Raw genomic sequence first — 18,384 nt, forward strand, 5'->3', positions numbered from 1 at the left:
GGGTTGCCCGTCCAGGCTAGCGCGGCCCACCGACAGCCATCCTCGTGGCGGGAGCCCGGCCGCCGCTCGTGACGGCCCCGGGCCGGGGTCCGGGCCGCTTGCGGGCACAGCGCACCGAGGCCTAGGGTCGGGCGCAGGACCGGGCTGTGCCGCCGGATCACCGCCGGATCACTGCCTGATCACCGCGGCCGCCGCCTCGCCGGTCACTTCCTTCCGCCGCACCGGTCTTCTTTCTCTCCGTGTTTCTCTCCGTACGCCTCCGTGGCGTACTCCTCTGGCCTGCTCGGCCGCATCTCCTCCCACTCCGTCCCGTCGCCCCACCTCGTGACCGGAGTCGTCATGTCGTCCGCACCACCACGACCACCGGCCGGCCTGCCCGGTCAGCGCCGGCTGCTTGCCCTGATCGGCGCCACCCAGCTGCTTGCCGTCCTGGACGGCACCGCCGTCACCATCGCGCTGCCCCGGATCCAGCGCGACCTCGCACTGTCCTCCGCGGGCCTGGCCTGGGTGCTGAGTGCGTACGCCCTCGCGTTCGGAAGTCTGCTGCTGCCGTTCGGTCGCGCCGGCGACCTGCTCGGCCGCAGACGGGTGCTGGTCAGCGGAGCGGTGGCGTGCACGGCCGCGTCGCTGGCGGGCGCGCTGGCACCGAGCGGCGGATGGCTGATCGCCGCCCGCGTCGCTCAGGGCGCCGGCGCCGCCGTCGCCACACCGGCCGCCCTCGCGCTGGTCACCATCGGGTTCGCGGCCGGACCGGCACGCACCCGGGCGTTCACCGTGCTGGTGCTGGTGTCCGGAATGGGTGGCGTGCTGGGCATGGTGCTGGGCGGAGCGCTGACGGCGTACGGCTGGCGCTGGACCCTCCTGCTCACCGTGCCGCTCGGCGTGATCACCGTCGCGCTCGTTCCCGCGCGACTGCCCACCGAGGCCGCCGCGCCCCCTCGCGGTCCGGCGCGGAGATCGACGCCGCCTTCCGCGCTGGTCGCCCCGCTCGTGTCGACGGCCACCTCGGTCGGCGGGCTGGTCGCACTGCTGCTCGCGCTGTCCCGGCTCACCACCGACGGCTGGACCGACCCGGGCGCCTACGCCCTCCTCGGGCCGGCCGGCGTCCTGCTGGCGGTGTTCGCCCGGGTCGACCCGCGGTCCACAAGATCGCTGCTGCCGTACGCCCCGTTGCGCGACCGCGATCGGCTGACGGTCTGCGGCATGATGTTCGCGACCGGCGCAGCCCTGCTGGCCACGACGTACGTGCTCACGCTGTTCGTGCAGGACCTGCTGGGGTACGGACCGCTGCTAGCCGGGATCGCGTTCCTGCCGTTCAGTCTGGGACTGCTGGCGGGGGCACCACTGGCCGCGCACCTGGCCGGGAGGCTGCCCGCACGGCTGCTGGGCGGGCTCGGCGGGCTGGGCTGCGCGGCCGGCATGGCCTGGCTCGCACTGGCCGGCACGGGTACGCACTACCTCACCGGGCTGCTCGGCCCGATGACGCTGATCGCCGTGTGCCGTGAGCTCGCGTTCGTACCCCTCACCCTCGCTGCCATGGACGGGGTGCAGCCCGGCGACGCCGGCGGGATGTCGGCCGTGCTCAACACCATGCTGCAGGTGGGCGGCGCGCTCGGGGTCGCCGTGCTGAGCGCACTGCCGACCGGGCCGGCGTTCGCAGCGGCGGCCGTCACCACCGCCGCGGCCGCCGGGCTGGTGCTGCTCCCACGGCGCGGGCGGGCCTTCGGCGGACGTCAGCCCGCGGGTCCGCCAGGATCGCCGAGCTCGCCGGGTTCCGCCGACTACGCCGACTACGCCGATACGGGCGGACGCCGCCACACCGGCGGCTGACCGAGCAGCTGACCGAGCTCCTCGTCGTACGGCGCGAAGTGGTCGTCCAAGCGGCGGCGGAGCGACTCGGGCAGCGGCCTGCCCGGCCGGGCGTTGTACCGCTCGAACGACGCCGGCCGCCAGGCGGGCAGGCCGAGGAAGTCGAGGATGCCCGCGAAGACGGGTTCGGGCCGGGTGGAGAAGTCCTCGCTCGCGACCACGAGCACCTGCCCGGGGTCGAACCCGTCGTACAGCCGCCGCAGCTGTTCGGCGTAGCGTCCACGCGTCAGGTAGGCGTGGTGGCGGTGTGAGTGGCTCACGTAGCGCGGGTCGGTACGCAGCCGCTCCTCCTCACCGGCGAGCCGGCTCTCCTCCAGCTCCAGCGCTCCCTCGAACGTCGGCTCGGTCTCGAAACCGCGCGCCACCGCGTGCTTGTAGGCGGAGTACGCGCGCTCGACCGGATCCCGCAACATGACGATCAGGCGGACGTCCGGAAGGTCGTGTCTGATCCTCGGCAGCGCCAGCGGGTGGTAGAGGTAGTAGCCGCTGGACTCCATCGCCTGCGGCTCGGGGGTCGCGGACGCACCGCCCGCAAGCGGGAGTTGCGCGGCGGCCGCGCGCCGCCTGGCGGTGGCCCGCAGCTGGAAGTGGCCGCGGTACCACGCCGGACCGTGGTGGTAGCCGAGGTCGAAGTAGTTGATCCCCTTGTGCAGGACCGGTCCGGCGACCACGGGATGGGCGATCAGCGCGCGGTGCAGCGCCGTGGTGCCGCACCGCTGGCCGCCGATCACCAGGAACGAGGGCAGCAACCGCCGGCTCGCGGTGAGCCGCCCGAGGGTGACGCTCACCTTCCGGCCCGACTCCTTCGCCCACTGCGGTGCGGACGAGCGCAGCGGGTTCCTGGCCGTGTCGGTTCCCTGCATGCTCACCGGTCGCGTACCTCCAGCACCAGGCTGGCCTCCCCCTTGTTCTCGTGCAGGCGGAACTCCGCGCGGCGGTTCACCCCGACGCCGAACTTCAGGCTGCCCGCGACGTTGTGCACCAACAGGATCTCGCGCACCTGCGGCTGCCCGGGCGTCAGGTCCGACGGGACCGCCAGCCGGCCGCTGACGTTGGGGTTGGTCAGCTTGAACGACACCTCGAGGAAGGCGTTCCCCTCCACCGCGATCGGGTCGTCCTCGGGGTGCGCACGTACGACGTCGACGTAGCGAACCTCGTACCTCGGCACCACCTTGGTGTCGGCGAAGCGGAACGTCACGGACTCCATCCCGCGCCCCCGCGCGGTGGTGAGCCCGACCAGCCGCGCCCGGGCGGTGCTGGTGTTGGTCCGCGGCTTCACGCTGAACACCCGCGGGGGTACGGGCTCCGGGCTCGGAGCCGTGGTCGGCGCGGGCTGCTCACGTCTGCGCGGGGGTGCCTTCGGCTCGGACTCGTCGTCCTTCGACACCTGCCGGACCCGCACCGAGGAAGTCGGCGTCGCGGTGGGCTCGGGCGTGGCGGTCGGCGTGGCCGGGGTGCTCGCCGGGCGCCCGGCCTCCATGTCGCCGGAGGAGTTCGAGCACGCCCCGAGTCCGACGGCGAGCACCGAGACGGCCAGCAGGGCGCACACCTTCTCGCCGGCACTCCTGCCCCGGCTCGGCGGGGTCTCGATGTTCTCGTGGGAGATCACGGCTGGGCTCCGATCAGGAAGGACCACATGGTGGCCTGGGCGCTCGCGGTGTCGGCGGTCGCGGTCAGCCCGCCCGCCGTGCCGGTGCCGGCTGCGACGGTGCTGTCGGTCGCCAGCGTGGTGACGTGCCCGCCGCCGGTGCCGGTCGCGCTGCGGCGTACCCCCTGCCCGGCCGGTGCGGTCAGCGCGGTGGTGCCCGAGGACTTCTCCGCCCAGTAGCTGACCAGCCGCGGCGCGGTGCCGTCCGGCACCTGGACCGTCGGGGTGGTGTGGGTGGTTCCGGACGTGGTCTCCGCCCTGCCCGCGGCGCCGAGTATCACCAGGTTGTTCCCGCGGTAGGCGAGCAGCGTCAAGTCGCCCTTGACATAGGCGGAGGTCGTCACCGTGACCGCCGTTCCGGCGTCGCCGGCCGCCGCCACCTTCTGCCAGCCGCGGGTGACCATGCCGCTGGTCTGCTGGGGCGCGACGTTGGACCAGCCGGTGACGCCGGTGGGCCCGGACACGGTCGCCGTCACGTCGTTGAACGAGGCCAGCAACAGCAGCCGGTCGCCGGCCCGGACGGCCGCCGGAACGGTCACCTGGTGGGTGGTGGCGTTGGCGTTGGCTCCGGCCACCCCGACGAACTCCACGCCGGTTGGCACCGTCGTGGTCGTCACGGTGTAGCTCGTGGTCGAGGAGGCGCCCTTGTCGTCGGTCACGGTGAGCCGGACGGTCTGGTCGGCGGCGGTGGCGAAGGTGTGCGAGACCGTCGCGCCGTCGCCGGTGGAGCCGTCGCCGAAGTCCCAGGTGTACTTGGCGATCGTGCCGTCGGAGTCGCGCGAGGACGCGCCGCTGAACGAGCACACGAGGTACCGGCACTCGCCCGTGGCCACGGCCACCGGCGGGTCGTTGGCAGCCGGGGCACCCCTGGTGGACAGGAACATCGCCCGCGAGCGCCAGTTGAGCCCGTCGACCGAGGGACCGCTGATGATGCGGACCGTGCCGGACGCCGGCTGGTCGTTCGCGAAGTCCACCCGGCGCAGGTTGCCGTCGACCGAACTGCCCCAGTAGAGGCGGCCGTTGGCGAAGAACATCCCGGTCACCTTGGAGAAGTCGATCTGGGCCGAGCTCCCGGTGGCGGTGAACCGCTGTGCGCCCACCACGTAGCTCTCCACGGTGAACCTGCGGTAGTACAGCGACGTCTGGCCGCTGACGGTGTAGTAGAGCCGGCCGTCCTTCCAGAACATCCCGGTCGCCGCCGCGACGTCGGTGTGCCAGGGCGCGTCGTTGACGATCTGGTCGGCGAGGTTGATCGGCGTGGCCGTGCCGTAGTTCGTGCCGTCGAAGGTGCGCCGGTTGAACAGCCCGTTGGACCAGCCGGTGTAGATCTGGTCGCCGAGCATGAAGCCTCCGCGCACGCTCGTCCAGTCGATGCCGCCGGCGGGGACGTCCCGGTTGGGGCCGGAGGACGTTTCGGTGACGGCCCGGACGACCGGGTGGGTGGCGGTCGTGGGTACGGCGTAGACGTCACCGGGAATCGTTCCGACCGTCGGCCGCGGCGGCGTGGTGCCGCCGGCGAGCGGCATGAAGCCGATCCGGGCGTGGTACTCCCAGTTGCCCAGTCGGTCGGTGTCGCTGCCCACCCACAGTCCCGCGGAGGTGGCCAGCATGTCGAACACGCCGACGCCCTTGGTGCGGCCGGGGTTCCACCGGAACGGCAGACCGGTCTGCGGGTCCAGGGCGGCGATGCCCTCCCGGCTCACCGCGCCCCGGCCGGCCTTGTCCCCGGCCCACGGGTTGTTGTGCCAGCGGAAGTGGCCACCGACGTAGACCGCCGCGCCGGTCACCGCCACGGCGTACGTCGTGTCGCCGCCGGTGTACTCGGCCCAGGTCGGGGTGATGCCGGTGCCGCGCGCACGGGTCTCGAACCGGCTGTTGGTGTCACAGGACTTGGGCGGACCGCCTGCGTAGGCCCCGGTCGTGGTGACCACGAAGTAGGTGCCGTCCGGGGAGATGTCGATGTCGCGCATGTAGGAGTCGACCGACGCCGAACAGTACGGCGTGCCGTCACTCTTGACCATGGGATAGAAGTCGGTCCGCCAGTTGGTGACCGAGGCCGCCGTGCCCCCGATGTCCAGCATCGCGATCTGCGAACGGGACTGCCCGCCGGCGAGGGTGAAGTTTCCGATGGCGACCAGCGTCGAGCGGTCCGGGCTGATGTCCATCTTCAACACCTGCAGCACGCCGCCGTTCTGCGGTGCGGCGAACTGCACCCGGTCGAACGGGTCGTACGCGCCGGTGGTGGCGTTGATCGTCGCCAGCGCCGGCTGGGCGTTCCCGTTGACGGTGGCGAACGTGCCGGCGATCCACAGCCGGTTGCCGACCAACCGCATGTCCTTGATCCGTCCGTTGAGCGCCGGGCTGGAGAAGCCCGATGTCAACTGGCCGTTGGCGACGTTGATCTTGGCAATGCTCTTCGCGGCCTGGCCGTTGACGGTGTTGAAGAAGCCGCCAGCGAACACCGTGGAACCGTCGGCGGACACGATGAGTGTCGTCACCTCGCCGTCGGTGCGGGGATTGAACGTCGTACTGACGGCTCCGGTCGTCGCACTGAACGCGACCAGGTTGGCGCGGTTGTAGATCGTGTTTCCGTCGGCCGAACTCACCTGGGAGAACTCCCCGCCCAAGATGATCGTCCCGCCGACCTGGACGATCGACATGACCCGGCCGTCCAGCACGTGTGGCGTCCAGTTGACGGGGTCGGCACTGACGACCTTCGACTGCGGCACCTGGACGGCCGCCGCCTGCGAAGGCAACACGACCGTCGCGAGGGCGACCAGCATCAGGGCAGCGGCGACACGCATGCGGCGCAGCAACACGAGTTCCCCCCAAGGAACGAAGCCCCCGCCGGCGTCCCAGGGTCCGAAGTGGGATGTCGGCCAGCGCGGCACGACGCCGCGTATGTGTGCATGGTGCCAGCACAAGTCCCCCACGACCAGAAAAGTAACCATATCTTTCTGAACGACACCGAATCTTCTTGAACGACGCCGACCCCCAGGCCGGTCTCGTATCCTCGGGGGATAATCGGGGGCAGATCCGTGCAGTTCCCCACAGCGTGGAGACGGTGCAACTTCCCTGCTCCCGACGGCGGACCGGTCGGTCATTCGCGCGAGCCACCCTGGAGGTCACCCGGTGCGGGACGAGCAGCACGAGAGTGCGCGAAACGCCATGCTCGCGACGCGTCCGGTGACACCTCCTCCGGCAGCCGACCCACCGGCGACGACCGCGACGGTGACGACCGCGACGGTGACACCTCCGGCGGGCACCGGGTCGGTCGGCTCGTGGACCGCTCCGAAGGTGTTCCGGCCCGGATGGCCGCTGACGGCGTTGTTCCTGTTGTTTCCGTTGTGGTGGGTGTTCGGCCTCACGACGTTCGCCTTCGTCATCTTCGCGGTGCCACTCGCCGTCGAGCTTCTCCGCCGGCGCGCCCTGCGCGTACCCCGCGGCTTCGGCACCTGGCTGCTGTTCCTCGCCTGGACGCTGGCCGGGGTGACCATGCTGTGGAGCGACGCACCCACCGGCGAGCCCGGCGGCGGAGGGGGCGGGCGGCTGATGGTCTTCGGCTTCCGTGCCGCGATGTACCTCGCCGCGACCGTCTTCCTGCTCTACGTCGTCAATGCCGACGAGCGCCGGCTGCCGACCCGGCGGGTGTTGCGGTTGCTGGGGTTCATGTTCGTCGTCACCACGTGTGGCGGACTGCTCGGAGTCGTGGCGCCGTCGCTGGAGTTCCGTTCGGTGCTGGAGCTGGTGCTTCCGCACGGGCTGGCCGGCAACTCCTTCATCAACCCGATGATCCATCCGGCCGCGGCCGAGACCCAGAACATCCTGGGGTACGAGGAGGGTCGGCCGATCGCGCCGTTCGCGTTCGCCAACTCCTGGGGAGCCAACTATTCGTTGTATCTGCCGTTCTTCCTGCTGGCGTGGTTCGGCCCCGACGCGGGCTGGCGGCGCCGGCTGGCACCGTTCGTCGTGTTGCTCAGCCTGGTGCCCGTGGTCTACTCGCTGAACCGCGGGCTGTGGGGCGCCCTGGGCGTCGGCGTGCTCTATCTCGCGCTGCGGCTCGCGGCGATGGGCAGGGTGTGGGCGTTGCAGGCCATCGTGGCGGCGATCCTGCTCGGCGCCATCGCGTTCGTCGCCAGTCCGCTCGGCACGATGGTGCAGGCGCGGCTCAACGCCCCGCACTCCAACGAACGTCGCGGGCAGCTCGCCACCGACACCGTACGCAACGTGGTGGAGGGGTCGCCGGTCCTCGGCTTCGGGTCCACCCGGAAGGTGCGCGGCAGCTATTTCTCCATCGCCGGCGGCTCGACACCGGACTGTCCCGCCTGCGGCGTGCCGCCGCTCGGCACGCAGGGTCAGCTGTGGATGGTGGTCTTCTCCCAGGGCCTGGCCGGGCTGGGACTGTTCCTCTACTTCTTCGCCCGGAGGTTCTTCGCGCACTGGCGCGATCACGCGGCCCTGAGCATCGCGGGTTGCGTCTCGCTCATCTTCTGGGGCATCGAGCTGTTCGTCTACGACACCCTGGACGCCCCGCTGATCACGGTGATGATCGCGATCGGGCTGATGGCCCGGATGACGCGGGCGGAACGAAGGGCGGTGGGTGCACGATGAGCGAGCTGCCGTACCCAACCACCGAGGACCGCCACCAGACCACGCTGGAAGCCCTGCTGGAGACCACCCGGGCGCTGTGGCCCGCTCCCGCCTGCAGTCGGGTCGAGGGTTCGCTGCCACATGGGCACCAAGTGGTACGCGAGTACGCACTCCTTCCGGACCGGCGTCAACCTCGCCTTGCGCTGCCCGTCGGCGCGCGCCGGGTCGCCGCCGAGCTGTTCCGGAAGTACAGCCAGGGACTGTCCCGCCGCGAGCGGTACACCCGCGCCGCGATGGCCCGGCTGGTCGCCACCCGCCCCGGCAACCGGGCGGTGACCCGGCTCGCTCCGGACCGGCTCGTCGTCAGCGCGCCGGCCGGCCGTCCGGTCGAATCGATCGAGGACCACCTCTCGCACCTGCTGGACAGCGAGGTGATGGTCACCGTGGGCGTCGGCCCGCCCCGGGCCAACCGCAAGCCGGTTCTGCAGGTGCTCACGCCGGACGGCCGCACCCTCGCCTTCGTGAAGGTGGGGTTGTGGCCGGTGACCACCGAGCTCGTCCGGGGCGAGGCCGAGGCCCTCGAGGCGTACTGGTCGGCCGGTCCGCCCGGCCGGCTCGTCCACGCGCCCCGCGTGCTGCACCACGGCCGGTGGCGCTCGCTGGAGCTGCTGGTCCTCGAGCCCATGCTGCCCGGCCACGCCCGCTGGAGCCGTCCGGACGAACCCACCGCGGCGATGGCAGAGCTCGGCGGCCGGCTCGGCACGAGCCGGCGCCCCCTCGAACGCAGCCTGGTGTGGGAAGGCGCCCGGGCCAGTCCGCCCGCGTTGACCGACCTGGACCAGGCGGCCGCCCTCGCCCGGGTGGTCGCCACCGTGGAGCGGCGCTTCGGGTCGACGCCGTTGACGTGCGGCGCGTGGCACGGCGACTGGACGCCGTGGAACATGGCCTGGGACAGCGACCAGGTTCTGCTGTGGGACTTCGAACGCTTCGCCGTCGGCGTCCCGCTCGGCTTCGACCTGGCGCACTACCGCCTGCAGGCGGTGCTGCGCTCACACGGGGAGGCGGCCGCGGCCGAGCGGGCGCGTGCCGGACTGCTCGCCGGCGCCGCCGGCGAATGTGCGCCCGGTGACGATCCCGAGGCCGTCCAGATGGCGTACCTCGTCGAGCTCGCCCGCCGGTACGCGCTTGCCAGCCAGCCCGTCGAGGGCAGGCCGTTGCGTGCTCGGACCGCCTGGCTGATCGCGCTGCTCAGGGAGCTGGTGGGCCGGTGACCGGCACCACCGTGCCCGGCACCGCACCGGGCACCTCATCAAGCGCTCCATCGGGCACCGCGTCGGACCCCGCGTTCGGCACGGAGCCGAGCGCCCGGGACACGCTCGAGGCGGCGGGGTACTCCCGGTTCGTCCGCCGGCACTGGCTGGTGTGCTGCCTGCTCGGCCTGGTGGGGTTCGCGATCGGGCTGCTCGGTCCGTTGCGTACGCCGGCGAGCTACCGGTCGACCGTCGAGGTGTTCGCGCCGGCGACACCGGCCTACCTCGCGATCTCGGTCGACCCGTCGGCGCCCGCCGTGGACCCACGAGAGTGGACCCAGGACACTGAGGCCGCACTGCTGCTTTCGCAGCCCGTGCTCACCGCGGTGGCCCGGCAGTTGCCCGGCCACCCCGACCCGGCCACACTCGCGGACCGGATCGAGGTCTCCGTACCCACGACCACCCGGGTGTACCAGATCGGCTTCAGCGATCGCGACCCCCGGCGAGCCCAGCAGGGCGCGCGGGTGCTGGCCGTGGAGTTCGCCCGCTACCGGGCGAAGGTCCTCACCGCCCGCGCGGAGCGGGTGGCCGCGGCGCTCGACTCCCGTCGTACGTACCTCCAGAACCTGTTGGACGACCTCCCGGTGCCCGGCAGCTTACGAAACGAGGGCCGAGACTCCGGCGACCCCACTCCCGCGCCGGCCAACCTGGTGCCGCGCGGTCAGATCCAGGCCCAGATCGGTGAGATCGACGATGCCCTGACCAAGACCGCCCTCACCGGCTCCAACACCGCGGCGGTCGTCCGGTCGGCCACCCTTCCGAAGCGGCCCGAACGCCACAACTCCGAGGTGCCGCCGATGTCCGGGCTGATGCTCGGACTGCTGGCCGGACTGGCGGTCGGCGCGGTGCGCGAGTGGGCTCGCCCGGCGGTGCGCGAGGTCGGCGAGGTCACCGCCGCCACCGGCCTGGCTCCGGTCGCCGTCGTGAACCGGCGAGGACTGCGCCGTCCCGCGGGTCACCGCGACGCCGTTGACCTGCACCCGCTCGCCGTGCAGGTCCGCCTCCTCCTCGACGCGGAGGCCTTCGCCGATTCGGCCGGTACCACGGCCGGCACCTCGACCGGCCCGGCCGGCGATCCGCCGATCGTTCTCGTCACCGGTCCCTGCGCGGACGAGGTGACCGCCGCGCTCGCCGACCACCTGCGCACCGCGTTGGCCGTGGCGGGCGACGCCGCCGGAGACGACCTGCTGGAGAACGCCCGCGTGCCCACCAGCCGTCCGGACGACAGGGACACCTTCGCGCTGGCCCGGGCCGCGGACGTGGTGGTGCTGGTGGCCGACCTCGCACACAGCACCCGAAGCGAACTCGACCGCTGCGCCCGCCTGGTGACCCGGGCGGCGGGACCGCGCGTCATCACCGTCGCGGTCAGCGACCGGGACACCAGTGCCGAACGGAGCTACCCAAGATGAACAGTCAGTCCACGCCGTCCACCGCGACGTCGGCCACTCCACCTGCACCGCCGGCCATGCCGCTGGTCTCGGTCGTCATCGCCACCCGCGACCGCCCCCAACTCCTTCGCCGGGCCGTGCGGGCGGTCCACGACCAGGACTACGCCGGCCCGATCGAGTGCGTCGTGGTGTTCGACCAGACGCCGCCCGACCAGACGCTCGCCACCGACGCGGACGCCTCGGCGCACGCGGGTCCCGAGCGGTCGACCCGGGTGGTGGGCAACGTCCGTACGCCCGGCCTGGCCGGCGCCCGCAACTCCGGCATCGACGCCGCGGCCGGTGAGCTGATCGCCTTCTGCGACGACGACGACGAGTGGCTGCCGGAGAAGCTGCGACTGCAGGTCTCGCACCTGTCCGAGACGGGCGCCGACGTGGCCGTGTCCGGCATCGAGGTCCACTACGAGAACCGCGTGATCACCCGGATCCCGGCCGCCTCCGACGTCGTGGCCATCGAGATCGCCCGCCGCCGGGTGATGGAGGCCCACCCGTCGACGGTTCTCGTGCGGGCGCGGGCGCTGCGCGAACGCATCGGGCTGGTGGACGAGAAGATCCCCGGCAGTTACGGCGAGGACTTCGACTGGATCCTGCGGGCGGCCCAGGCCGGACCGATCGCCGTCGTCGAACGCCCGCTGGTGAAGGTGTTGTGGGGCAGCCAGTCGTACTTCTCCGACCGCTGGGCGACCATCATCGAGGCCATCGACTACGGCCTGGCCAAGCACGAGGTGCTGCGCACCGATCCGGTCGCCGAGGCGCGGCAGCAGGGGCGGAAGGCGTTCGCCTACGCCGCGATCGGTGACCGCCGCGCGGCGCTGCGCTGGGCCCGGCACACCCTGCGGCTCAACCAGCGCGACCCACGCGCCTACGCCGCGATCGTGGTCGCGCTGAGGCTGGCGTCCGCCGACCGGGTGATGCGGCTGGCGAACTCGGCCGGCCGCGGCATCTAGGGTCAGGCCTGGAACAGCCCGGCCACCAGGGAGCCGAAGCGCTGAACGGTCGCGGCCGTCTGCCGGTCGTCGTCGGTGTCGCCGCGCCGGACCGTCGCCGGATCTGCCAGCGCCGCGTCCAGCAGGATCTCGAACTCGTGTTGCGTGGACGCGGTGAGCACCTGCCCGGTCTGCGCGAGCCGGTTGGTGAAGTGGTACTGGTGGTCGTCGACGTGCTCGCCCCATCGCGAGCGTCGCGGAACGACGATCGGACGGCGACCAAGACGCCGGGCCTCGACGATGGTGGTCGGCCCGCCGTGACAGACGAGCACCTGCGCCTGGTCCATCCAGGCGTTGAGTTCGTCGGGTTCGACGTAGGCCAGGCCGCGGGCATGCCGGGGAGGCATGGACGTGCCGTACTGGATCACGCAGTCATCGGCGGGAAACCGTCTGCTCCACTCGTCGACCCAGCGAACGAGGCGGTGGAACGGGTGGTGGTCAGTGCCCACCATGGTGAGGACTCGCATGTTGCTCCGCCTGGTTCAGAGGAGGGTTCCCACCACGTGGGAGCCCTTGTAAAGCGTGGCTTGCTCTTCCCACTGGACGCAGAAGAGAGATGACAGCGGCCGGCACAGTCGCCCGGTGAGGGTGCGGCTGTCGAGCCGGTCGTACACCTCGAGGTAGACGGTTCGGATCCGCATCAGCCGGGCGACCAGGAAGAACGGGAACGCCACGCCCGCGCCCGTGGAGACCACGAGTTCGGGGCGTTCACGGGTGATGACGCGCACGGCCAGCACAAGGTTGCGTACGAGGTTGGGGAAGTTTCGCGTGGTCGGGAAGGAGGCCCAGGCGACGTGTTCGTCGCGAAGTCTCGCCTTGGCGTCCTGGGTGGCGAACGTCACCCAGGTTCGCTCCCGCCCTTCCCACCAGGGCTTCAGGGCAAGGAGCTGGGCGAGGTGGCCGCCGCTGGACCCCACCAGGAGCAAGCGCTGCGGGTGCGTGGTGACCGCCTCTTCGGCCGGTGCGGCCTGGTTGATCACGTGCATGTTCGCCCCCCCGACGATTCCGAGCACGATGCGTGGTGAAAAGTCCGAAAAAGTTGATCTTGTGAAGTACCGAGGTGAGGCGGGGCTGTGATTGGACCTCGTGGTGGCGGAGAGGGTCGGGAAGACCGAATGGTTGCTGATGCTAGGTACTACCCACCGCTTGTGGGCGTCGTAAACCAATTGTTCCTCAGAAGATTGGGGAAAGCACCCGGACGCGCACGACTGTTGCCGACCGGCAACAATCGTTCCAAACGACACCGAAACGACGGCCTGCTGGTCTACCGTCGATCCAGCACGGCACGGGAGTTGGGGGGTTCATGCGCGACGACGACAACGCGTCCGCGCTCACGTCGTTCGTTCTCGACGCACTCCGACGACACCTCGCGCTCCTGATCGTTCTCGGCGTAGTGTGCGGCGCGGCCGGCGCCGGGGTGGCGCTGCGCAAGGGCCTGCACTACACCGCGAGCGCCTCGATCCTGTTGAGTCCTCTGCAGGGCAATCCGTACACCCCCGACGGCCGCGGCGACCAACTCGTCAACCTCCAGACCGAGGCACAGCTCGTCAGCACCAACGGCGTGGCCTCCGACGTGCGCCGCAGGTTGCACCTGTCGCAGGGCGTGGAGGAGATCCGCTCCCACGTCGTCGTGGAGAATCCCACCAACACCCAGGTGCTGAAGGTGTCGTACACCGCCGGCTCCGCACGCGACGCGGTCCGCGGCGCGCAGGCGTTCGCCGACTCCTACCTTGCCTACCGCGAACGACGTGCGAACTCGATCATCAGTTCCCGGCTCGGCAAGATCCGCCAGCAGCAGGCCAGAACCCAACGGTCGCTGGACGAACTGAGCGACGAGATGGGCCGCTCGGACACGAGCGACTCCCGCCGCGCCTATCTCGCCGAACGCCTGAGCGCGCTGGCCTCGCAGCTGGCCAGCCTGGAGACCGAGACCAGCACCCTGACCGCCAGCGACCAGTGGCCCGGCCAGGTGATCAGCTCGGCCGCACCGGACCCGGGCACCGGCTTCCGCGACGCGATCGTCCTCGGTGCCGCCGGCGTGGTCGGCGGCCTGCTGCTCGGTGTGGCCGTCGCACTGCTGCGGACGCGGGTCGACCTGCGCCTGCACCACCCCTACGACGTCGAGCATCTGGGCGTCCGGCTACTCGCTCTGGTCGGCCGGGGGCGGCGAATGCGGCTGCGACGGTCCACCACCGACCCGATCGACCTGTCCGAGCCCTACCGCGCTCTGCGTACGTCGGTCATCACCGGCGCCGACGCACCCCCGGTGACGCTCACGGTGACGGGGATGTCGGACGGAATCGGCGCGGCCCCCGAAGCCGCCGGGCTCGCGGTGGGCCTGGCCCGGGCGGGGTTCGGTGTCGCGGTCGTCGACACCACCGGCGAGACGTCCCGGCTGCTCGTGGGCGGGGGTTCGCAGCTTCCCGGGTTGTCCGAACTCCTCGCCGGTATCGCCGACCTGACCGAGCTGCTGGTGGAGCCCGAGGACAACCTCGTCGTACTCCCCCTCGGCTATCCCGCCCGGGAGACGATGGACCAACTGCTGTCGGAGCCCATGCGGGCAACCCTGGGCAGGTTGCGGGAGTGGTACGACTACCTGATTCTCTGCGGACCTCCGGCTGCCGGAGCCGACGGGCAGGCACTGGCCTCGCTGGCCGACGGCGTGGTTCTCGTCGGCGCGGTCGGCGTCACCACCCGCACTGAGCTCATGGTCGCGACCGCGGCGCTGGAGCACGTCCACGCCGACCTGCTCGGTGTCGTGATGGTCGAGGGTGTGTCGCCGCGCCGGAGTGGGGGCGGGCACGCCCGCCGCGCCGAACGCCGGGAGGAGCGCCGGGAGGAGCGCCGCGAACGCAGGGGAGGCGGCCGCCGGTCAACCCACGGCCGCTCCCTGCCGACCCGCTCACCCGAGGCCGCCCGGACGGTCGAGGGCCTCGGTGCGGGTGTGGCGCGGGCCAGACCGGGGCCCAGGAAGGGCACTGCCGAGGCGCCGCCGGTGATCGACACCACCCGGCGGCGACGGATCAGGCCGAGCGGCCCACCTTCGGCGGCCACCCAGGCGGCCACCCGGTCCGCCGTTCAGGCGGGCACCGGGCAACCCACGAGCGGACCGGCGGCGTCCGGGCAAACAGCTTCGGAAGACCCCGGAACGGCCCGCCCGCGGGCCGCCTCTGCGGCCGGGACGCATCCGGCCAACGGCGACCACTGGTCGTCCGACCCGACCGCGGACACCACGGTCGGTGAACCACTCGACCGGCCACGGTCCTAGGGGGAACACGCGGTGAGTGCGGTGAGCACGGTCAGTACGTCGAGTACGCCTTCCATTCAACGGATGGCACGTAACGGAATCCTCAACCTGGCAGGCACACTCGTCGGCGGGGCGGCGAGCATCGCCCTGGTCGTGGTGGTTGCCAACGGCGTCGCCCAGGACGTCGCCGGGATGTTGTTCACGGCCACGTCGTTCTTCCTGATCGTCACCGCGATCTCCGGCCTGGGGACCGACGTCGGCCTGGCACACACCATCCAGCGCCAGCTCGCCGTGGGAAGTCTCGCCGGCGCGGTGCGCACCGTGTGGATCGCCCTGCGCCCGGTCCTCGGGTTGAGTGTGGCCGCCGCGGTGGTGATGTGGTTCGTGGCGCCCTGGCTCGCGACGGTGCTGGGCACCGGCGAAGGTGGCGGTGCGAACGCGGAGCACGGCGCCACGATGACGGCGATGCTGCGCGTGCTCGCAGTGAGCCTGCCGATGGCCACGGCGTACGACACGATCCTAGCCGCCACCCAGGCACACCAGACGATGCGGCCCAACGTCATCGTGGAGAAGCTCGGCCGGCTGCCCGGGCAGATCCTGTGCATCGTGGTCGTGCTGCTGGTCGGCGCGGGTCCGGTGTGGCTCGCGGTGGCCTGGGTCGCGCCGTACGCCGTCGGCCTGGTCGGCGTGGCGTTGTGGTACCGCTCGATCGTCGCGGGACTGCGCGCCCATCCTGCCGGCGACGTCCGCGGCCAGGGCACCGAGGACGCCGCCCCGCCGGCCACCCTCGCCCGGGACTTCTGGGGGTTCACCGCACCCCGCGCGCTGGGCCGGGTCTGCCAGGTCGCGCTGCAGCGCTCCGACATCGTCCTGGTCGCCGCGCTGTTGTCCCCGCGGCACGCGGCCGTCTACACCGCCGCGACCCGCTTCCTCGTCCTCGGGCAGCTCGGCGTCCAGGCCATCCAGCAGGTGCTGCAGCCGCAGCTGGCGGCGCTGTTCGCCCGCGCGGACCTGGCAGGGGTGCGCGAGTCGTTCTCGACGTCGACCGCGTGGCTGATGGCACTGGCGTGGCCGATCTACCTCTGCAGCGCGGTCGCCGCGCCGGTGCTGTTGAAGGTCTTCGGCGGCGGGTACGAAGCCGGCCAGGCCACGGTCGTCATCCTGGCCCTCACCATGCTGGCGACCACCGCCACGGGTTCGGTGGACGTGGTGTTGCTGATGGCCGGGCGCAGTCGGCAGAGCCTGTTCAACAACGCCGCCGCCCTCGTCGTCGACCTCGTGCTCGTCGTCGTCCTGGTTCCCCGGCTCGGCATCACCGGTGCGGCGATCGCGTGGGCGGCCGCGCTCGCGGTCCGCAACACGCTGCCGATGCTTCAGGTGCGGCGGGCGTACGGCGTGATGTCGTTCGGCCCGGCCGTGCTGTGGGTCGCGGCCGCGGCGGCCCTGTGCTTCGGCGTGGTGCCGCTCCTGGTGCGCCTCGTGGCGCCGATGAACGTCGGTGTGGTGATCGGCTGGCTGGTCCCGATGTGTGTGCTGTACGCCGCGCTGTTGTGGAAGGGCCGCAACCACCTGCAGCTCGGTGCGTTCCGGTCGGCGCTGGCAGGCGTACCTCTGGGCAGGATCGGCGCTCCGGCCCGGCGCCTGCACGGCCGGGCCCGGCAGGGCGCCGGGCAGGGGGTGCTGACGGGCGTGAACGCCCTGCGACGGTTGCCGCTCCCCCACGGTGCCCGGGTCGCGCTGTCCACGCTGGTGCTGCGCCGGCCCGGGCTGGCGCGGGTACCGATGGACCGCCTGCTGCTCGGCATCCAGGACGGCATACCCGCGTCCACCTACGCCGAGGAGTTCGACGACCTGCTGTGGGCGTCCACGCCCGTCACCCGGGGTCCGCACGCCGACCTGCTGCGGCTGGCGGCCGAGCACGGCGAGCTGACCGACGAGGCCGTCCTCGCCTCGCCGTACGCCGAACACGCCCGGCGCTGCCTGCGGCTGACCGGGCGCTACTTCTGGGCCACCGACGAGCACGGAATCGTCGAGGTCGCCCGGTCGTTCCTTGCCCGCGCCGCCACCGACTCCTCCGGGGAAGTGCCGTCACCGGTCGCGGTCGGCACCGCCGTGGGAACCGCCGTCGCCACCGAGCGTACGACGGGCACCGTGCCGGCGACCGGCACGTCGGCCGGAGGGACGACAGGTCCGGCGACCGGAACGTCGACCGGGACGCCGACCAGGGCGTCGGATGGCGGGGAGCCGCCGCGGGCCGCGCAGAGCGGCGCGTCCGATCCGGTTCTGGTGGCGCCGATCCGCGACTCCGACTGCTTCCAGGTGATCGACGGCCACCACCGTTTGGCCCTGCTCGCGCACCGCGGCGCGGAGTCCGCCTCGGTCAAGGTCAAGCGGGTCCCCGTGACGACGCCGCTGCAGGACCTGCTGGGGCAGATGAGCTGGATCGGCGGGAAGAAGGAGCTGTACCAGCCGCTCGACGCGCCGGAGCTGCAGCGCAGCTGGACGACCGTACGCCGCTGCACCGACCGGCTGGCGATGATGGAACGCCGGCTGGCGGCCGAGGGCATCGAGGGCCCGGGGCACAGCTACCTCGACGTGGCCTGCTGCTACGGATGGTTCGTCCGCCAGCTCGGTGATCGCGGGTTCGCCGCCGAGGGCATCGAACGCGACCCGCTGGCCCCGCGGCTCGCCGCCGGCGTCTACGGGCTGGCCCCGGAAAGGATCACCGTGGGCGACGCGGTGGAGTTCCTTCGCGCGGCCCGCGACGCCGGACGGCGGTGGGACGTCGTGTCCTGCTTCAGCCTCCTGCACCACTTCGCCCTCGGGCGGGCGAGCGTGTCCGCGGAGGAACTGGCCGAACTCCTGGATTCGGTGACCGGGCGAGTGCTGTTCCTCGACACCGGCCAGGAGCACGAGGCGTGGTTCGCCCGGTCGCTGCGCGGCTGGGACACCGAGTACGTCGGCCGCTTCCTCACCACCCACACCGGCTTCGACCGGGTGGTCGACCTCGGGCCGGACGAGGACGCGGTGGCGCCGTACGCCGACAACTACGGCCGGCACCTGTTCGCCGGGATCCGGGGCGCGGGTCCAGCCGACGCGCCCCGTTAGGGACCCACCGGAGTAGGCACGCCGCTGGCCCGCACGCCCGGGGCGTCGGGCCAGTCGGTCGTCGGTCGGCAGGAGATCCTGCGCGGCCTAGACATCCCACGGCTCTAAGCTGTCAAGCGGCGATGGCTTCTTGGGTTGGCCAGGCGGTGGCTTCGTTGTAGCTGGTGCCGTGGGTGAGGCA

Annotated in this window: 12 protein-coding genes; 7 read left to right on the forward strand and 5 right to left on the reverse strand. The window is 71.9% G+C overall.

The window, feature by feature from the left end; all coding sequences use genetic code 11:
* The first annotated feature begins 261 nt into the window (after positions 1–261).
* On the forward strand, positions 262–1,830 hold the full coding sequence (locus ABZV93_RS20035) for an MFS transporter (protein WP_354938144.1): 1,569 nt from the start codon (positions 262–264) through the stop codon (positions 1,828–1,830).
* Here ABZV93_RS20035 and ABZV93_RS20040 read toward each other — a convergent pair.
* From ABZV93_RS20040 to ABZV93_RS20050, 3 genes are read right to left on the reverse strand one after another with little or no spacing between them, the layout of a single operon-like run.
* A complete protein-coding gene (locus tag ABZV93_RS20040) occupies positions 1,791–2,732 on the reverse strand; it encodes a sulfotransferase (RefSeq protein ID WP_354938219.1) in 942 nt (313 codons plus the stop codon). The genes ABZV93_RS20035 and ABZV93_RS20040 overlap by 40 nt on opposite strands.
* Positions 2,733–2,734: 2 nt before the next feature.
* Complete coding sequence (locus ABZV93_RS20045) at positions 2,735–3,478, reverse strand: hypothetical protein (RefSeq protein ID WP_354938147.1); 744 nt, start codon at positions 3,476–3,478, stop codon at positions 2,735–2,737.
* Positions 3,475–6,321: a PKD domain-containing protein gene (locus ABZV93_RS20050; RefSeq protein ID WP_354938150.1), complete on the reverse strand. Its 2,847-nt coding sequence runs from the start codon at positions 6,319–6,321 to the stop codon at positions 3,475–3,477. The genes ABZV93_RS20045 and ABZV93_RS20050 overlap by 4 nt, the downstream gene beginning before the upstream one ends.
* Positions 6,322–6,649: 328 nt before the next feature.
* Between ABZV93_RS20050 and ABZV93_RS20055 the strand changes: the two genes are divergently transcribed.
* The 4 genes from ABZV93_RS20055 to ABZV93_RS20070 are packed head-to-tail and all read left to right on the forward strand — an operon-like array spanning position 6,650 to position 11,809.
* Positions 6,650–8,128 (forward strand): hypothetical protein, encoded by a 1,479-nt coding sequence (locus ABZV93_RS20055; protein WP_354938153.1) that lies wholly within the window; start codon positions 6,650–6,652, stop codon positions 8,126–8,128.
* Positions 8,125–9,378, forward strand: coding sequence for a hypothetical protein (locus ABZV93_RS20060; protein ID WP_354938156.1), 1,254 nt, complete (start codon positions 8,125–8,127; stop codon positions 9,376–9,378). Before ABZV93_RS20055 ends, ABZV93_RS20060 begins: the two co-directional genes overlap by 4 nt.
* Positions 9,375–10,826: a hypothetical protein gene (locus ABZV93_RS20065; protein WP_354938159.1), complete on the forward strand. Its 1,452-nt coding sequence runs from the start codon at positions 9,375–9,377 to the stop codon at positions 10,824–10,826. Before ABZV93_RS20060 ends, ABZV93_RS20065 begins: the two co-directional genes overlap by 4 nt.
* Entirely contained in the window at positions 10,823–11,809 is a 987-nt protein-coding gene (locus ABZV93_RS20070; RefSeq protein ID WP_354938162.1) for a glycosyltransferase family 2 protein, read from the forward strand. Before ABZV93_RS20065 ends, ABZV93_RS20070 begins: the two co-directional genes overlap by 4 nt.
* A gap of 2 nt (positions 11,810–11,811) precedes the next feature.
* On the opposite strand, the gene ABZV93_RS20075 is transcribed toward ABZV93_RS20070, so the two are convergent.
* Positions 11,812–12,315 (reverse strand): glycosyltransferase, encoded by a 504-nt coding sequence (locus ABZV93_RS20075; RefSeq protein ID WP_354938165.1) that lies wholly within the window; start codon positions 12,313–12,315, stop codon positions 11,812–11,814.
* Between the two features lie 15 nt (positions 12,316–12,330).
* Positions 12,331–12,834 carry a PssD/Cps14F family polysaccharide biosynthesis glycosyltransferase gene (pssD, locus tag ABZV93_RS20080; protein WP_354938168.1) on the reverse strand — a complete coding sequence of 168 codons (504 nt, stop codon included), beginning with the start codon at positions 12,832–12,834 and terminating at the stop codon, positions 12,331–12,333.
* Positions 12,835–13,151: 317 nt separating this feature from the next.
* On the opposite strand from pssD, the gene ABZV93_RS20085 reads away from it, so the two are divergent.
* Both ABZV93_RS20085 and ABZV93_RS20090 read left to right on the forward strand, forming a co-directional pair.
* Positions 13,152–15,116 carry a hypothetical protein gene (locus ABZV93_RS20085; protein WP_354938171.1) on the forward strand — a complete coding sequence of 655 codons (1,965 nt, stop codon included), beginning with the start codon at positions 13,152–13,154 and terminating at the stop codon, positions 15,114–15,116.
* A 63-nt stretch (positions 15,117–15,179) separates the two neighbouring features.
* The gene (locus tag ABZV93_RS20090) at positions 15,180–18,203 is read left to right on the forward strand and encodes a polysaccharide biosynthesis C-terminal domain-containing protein (RefSeq protein ID WP_354938174.1); all 3,024 of its coding nucleotides are present in this window, start codon (positions 15,180–15,182) and stop codon (positions 18,201–18,203) included.
* Positions 18,204–18,384: the final 181 nt, after the last annotated feature.

The sequence above is a fragment of the Actinopolymorpha sp. NPDC004070 genome, from assembly GCF_040610475.1.
GTDB lineage: Bacteria > Actinomycetota > Actinomycetes > Propionibacteriales > Actinopolymorphaceae > Actinopolymorpha.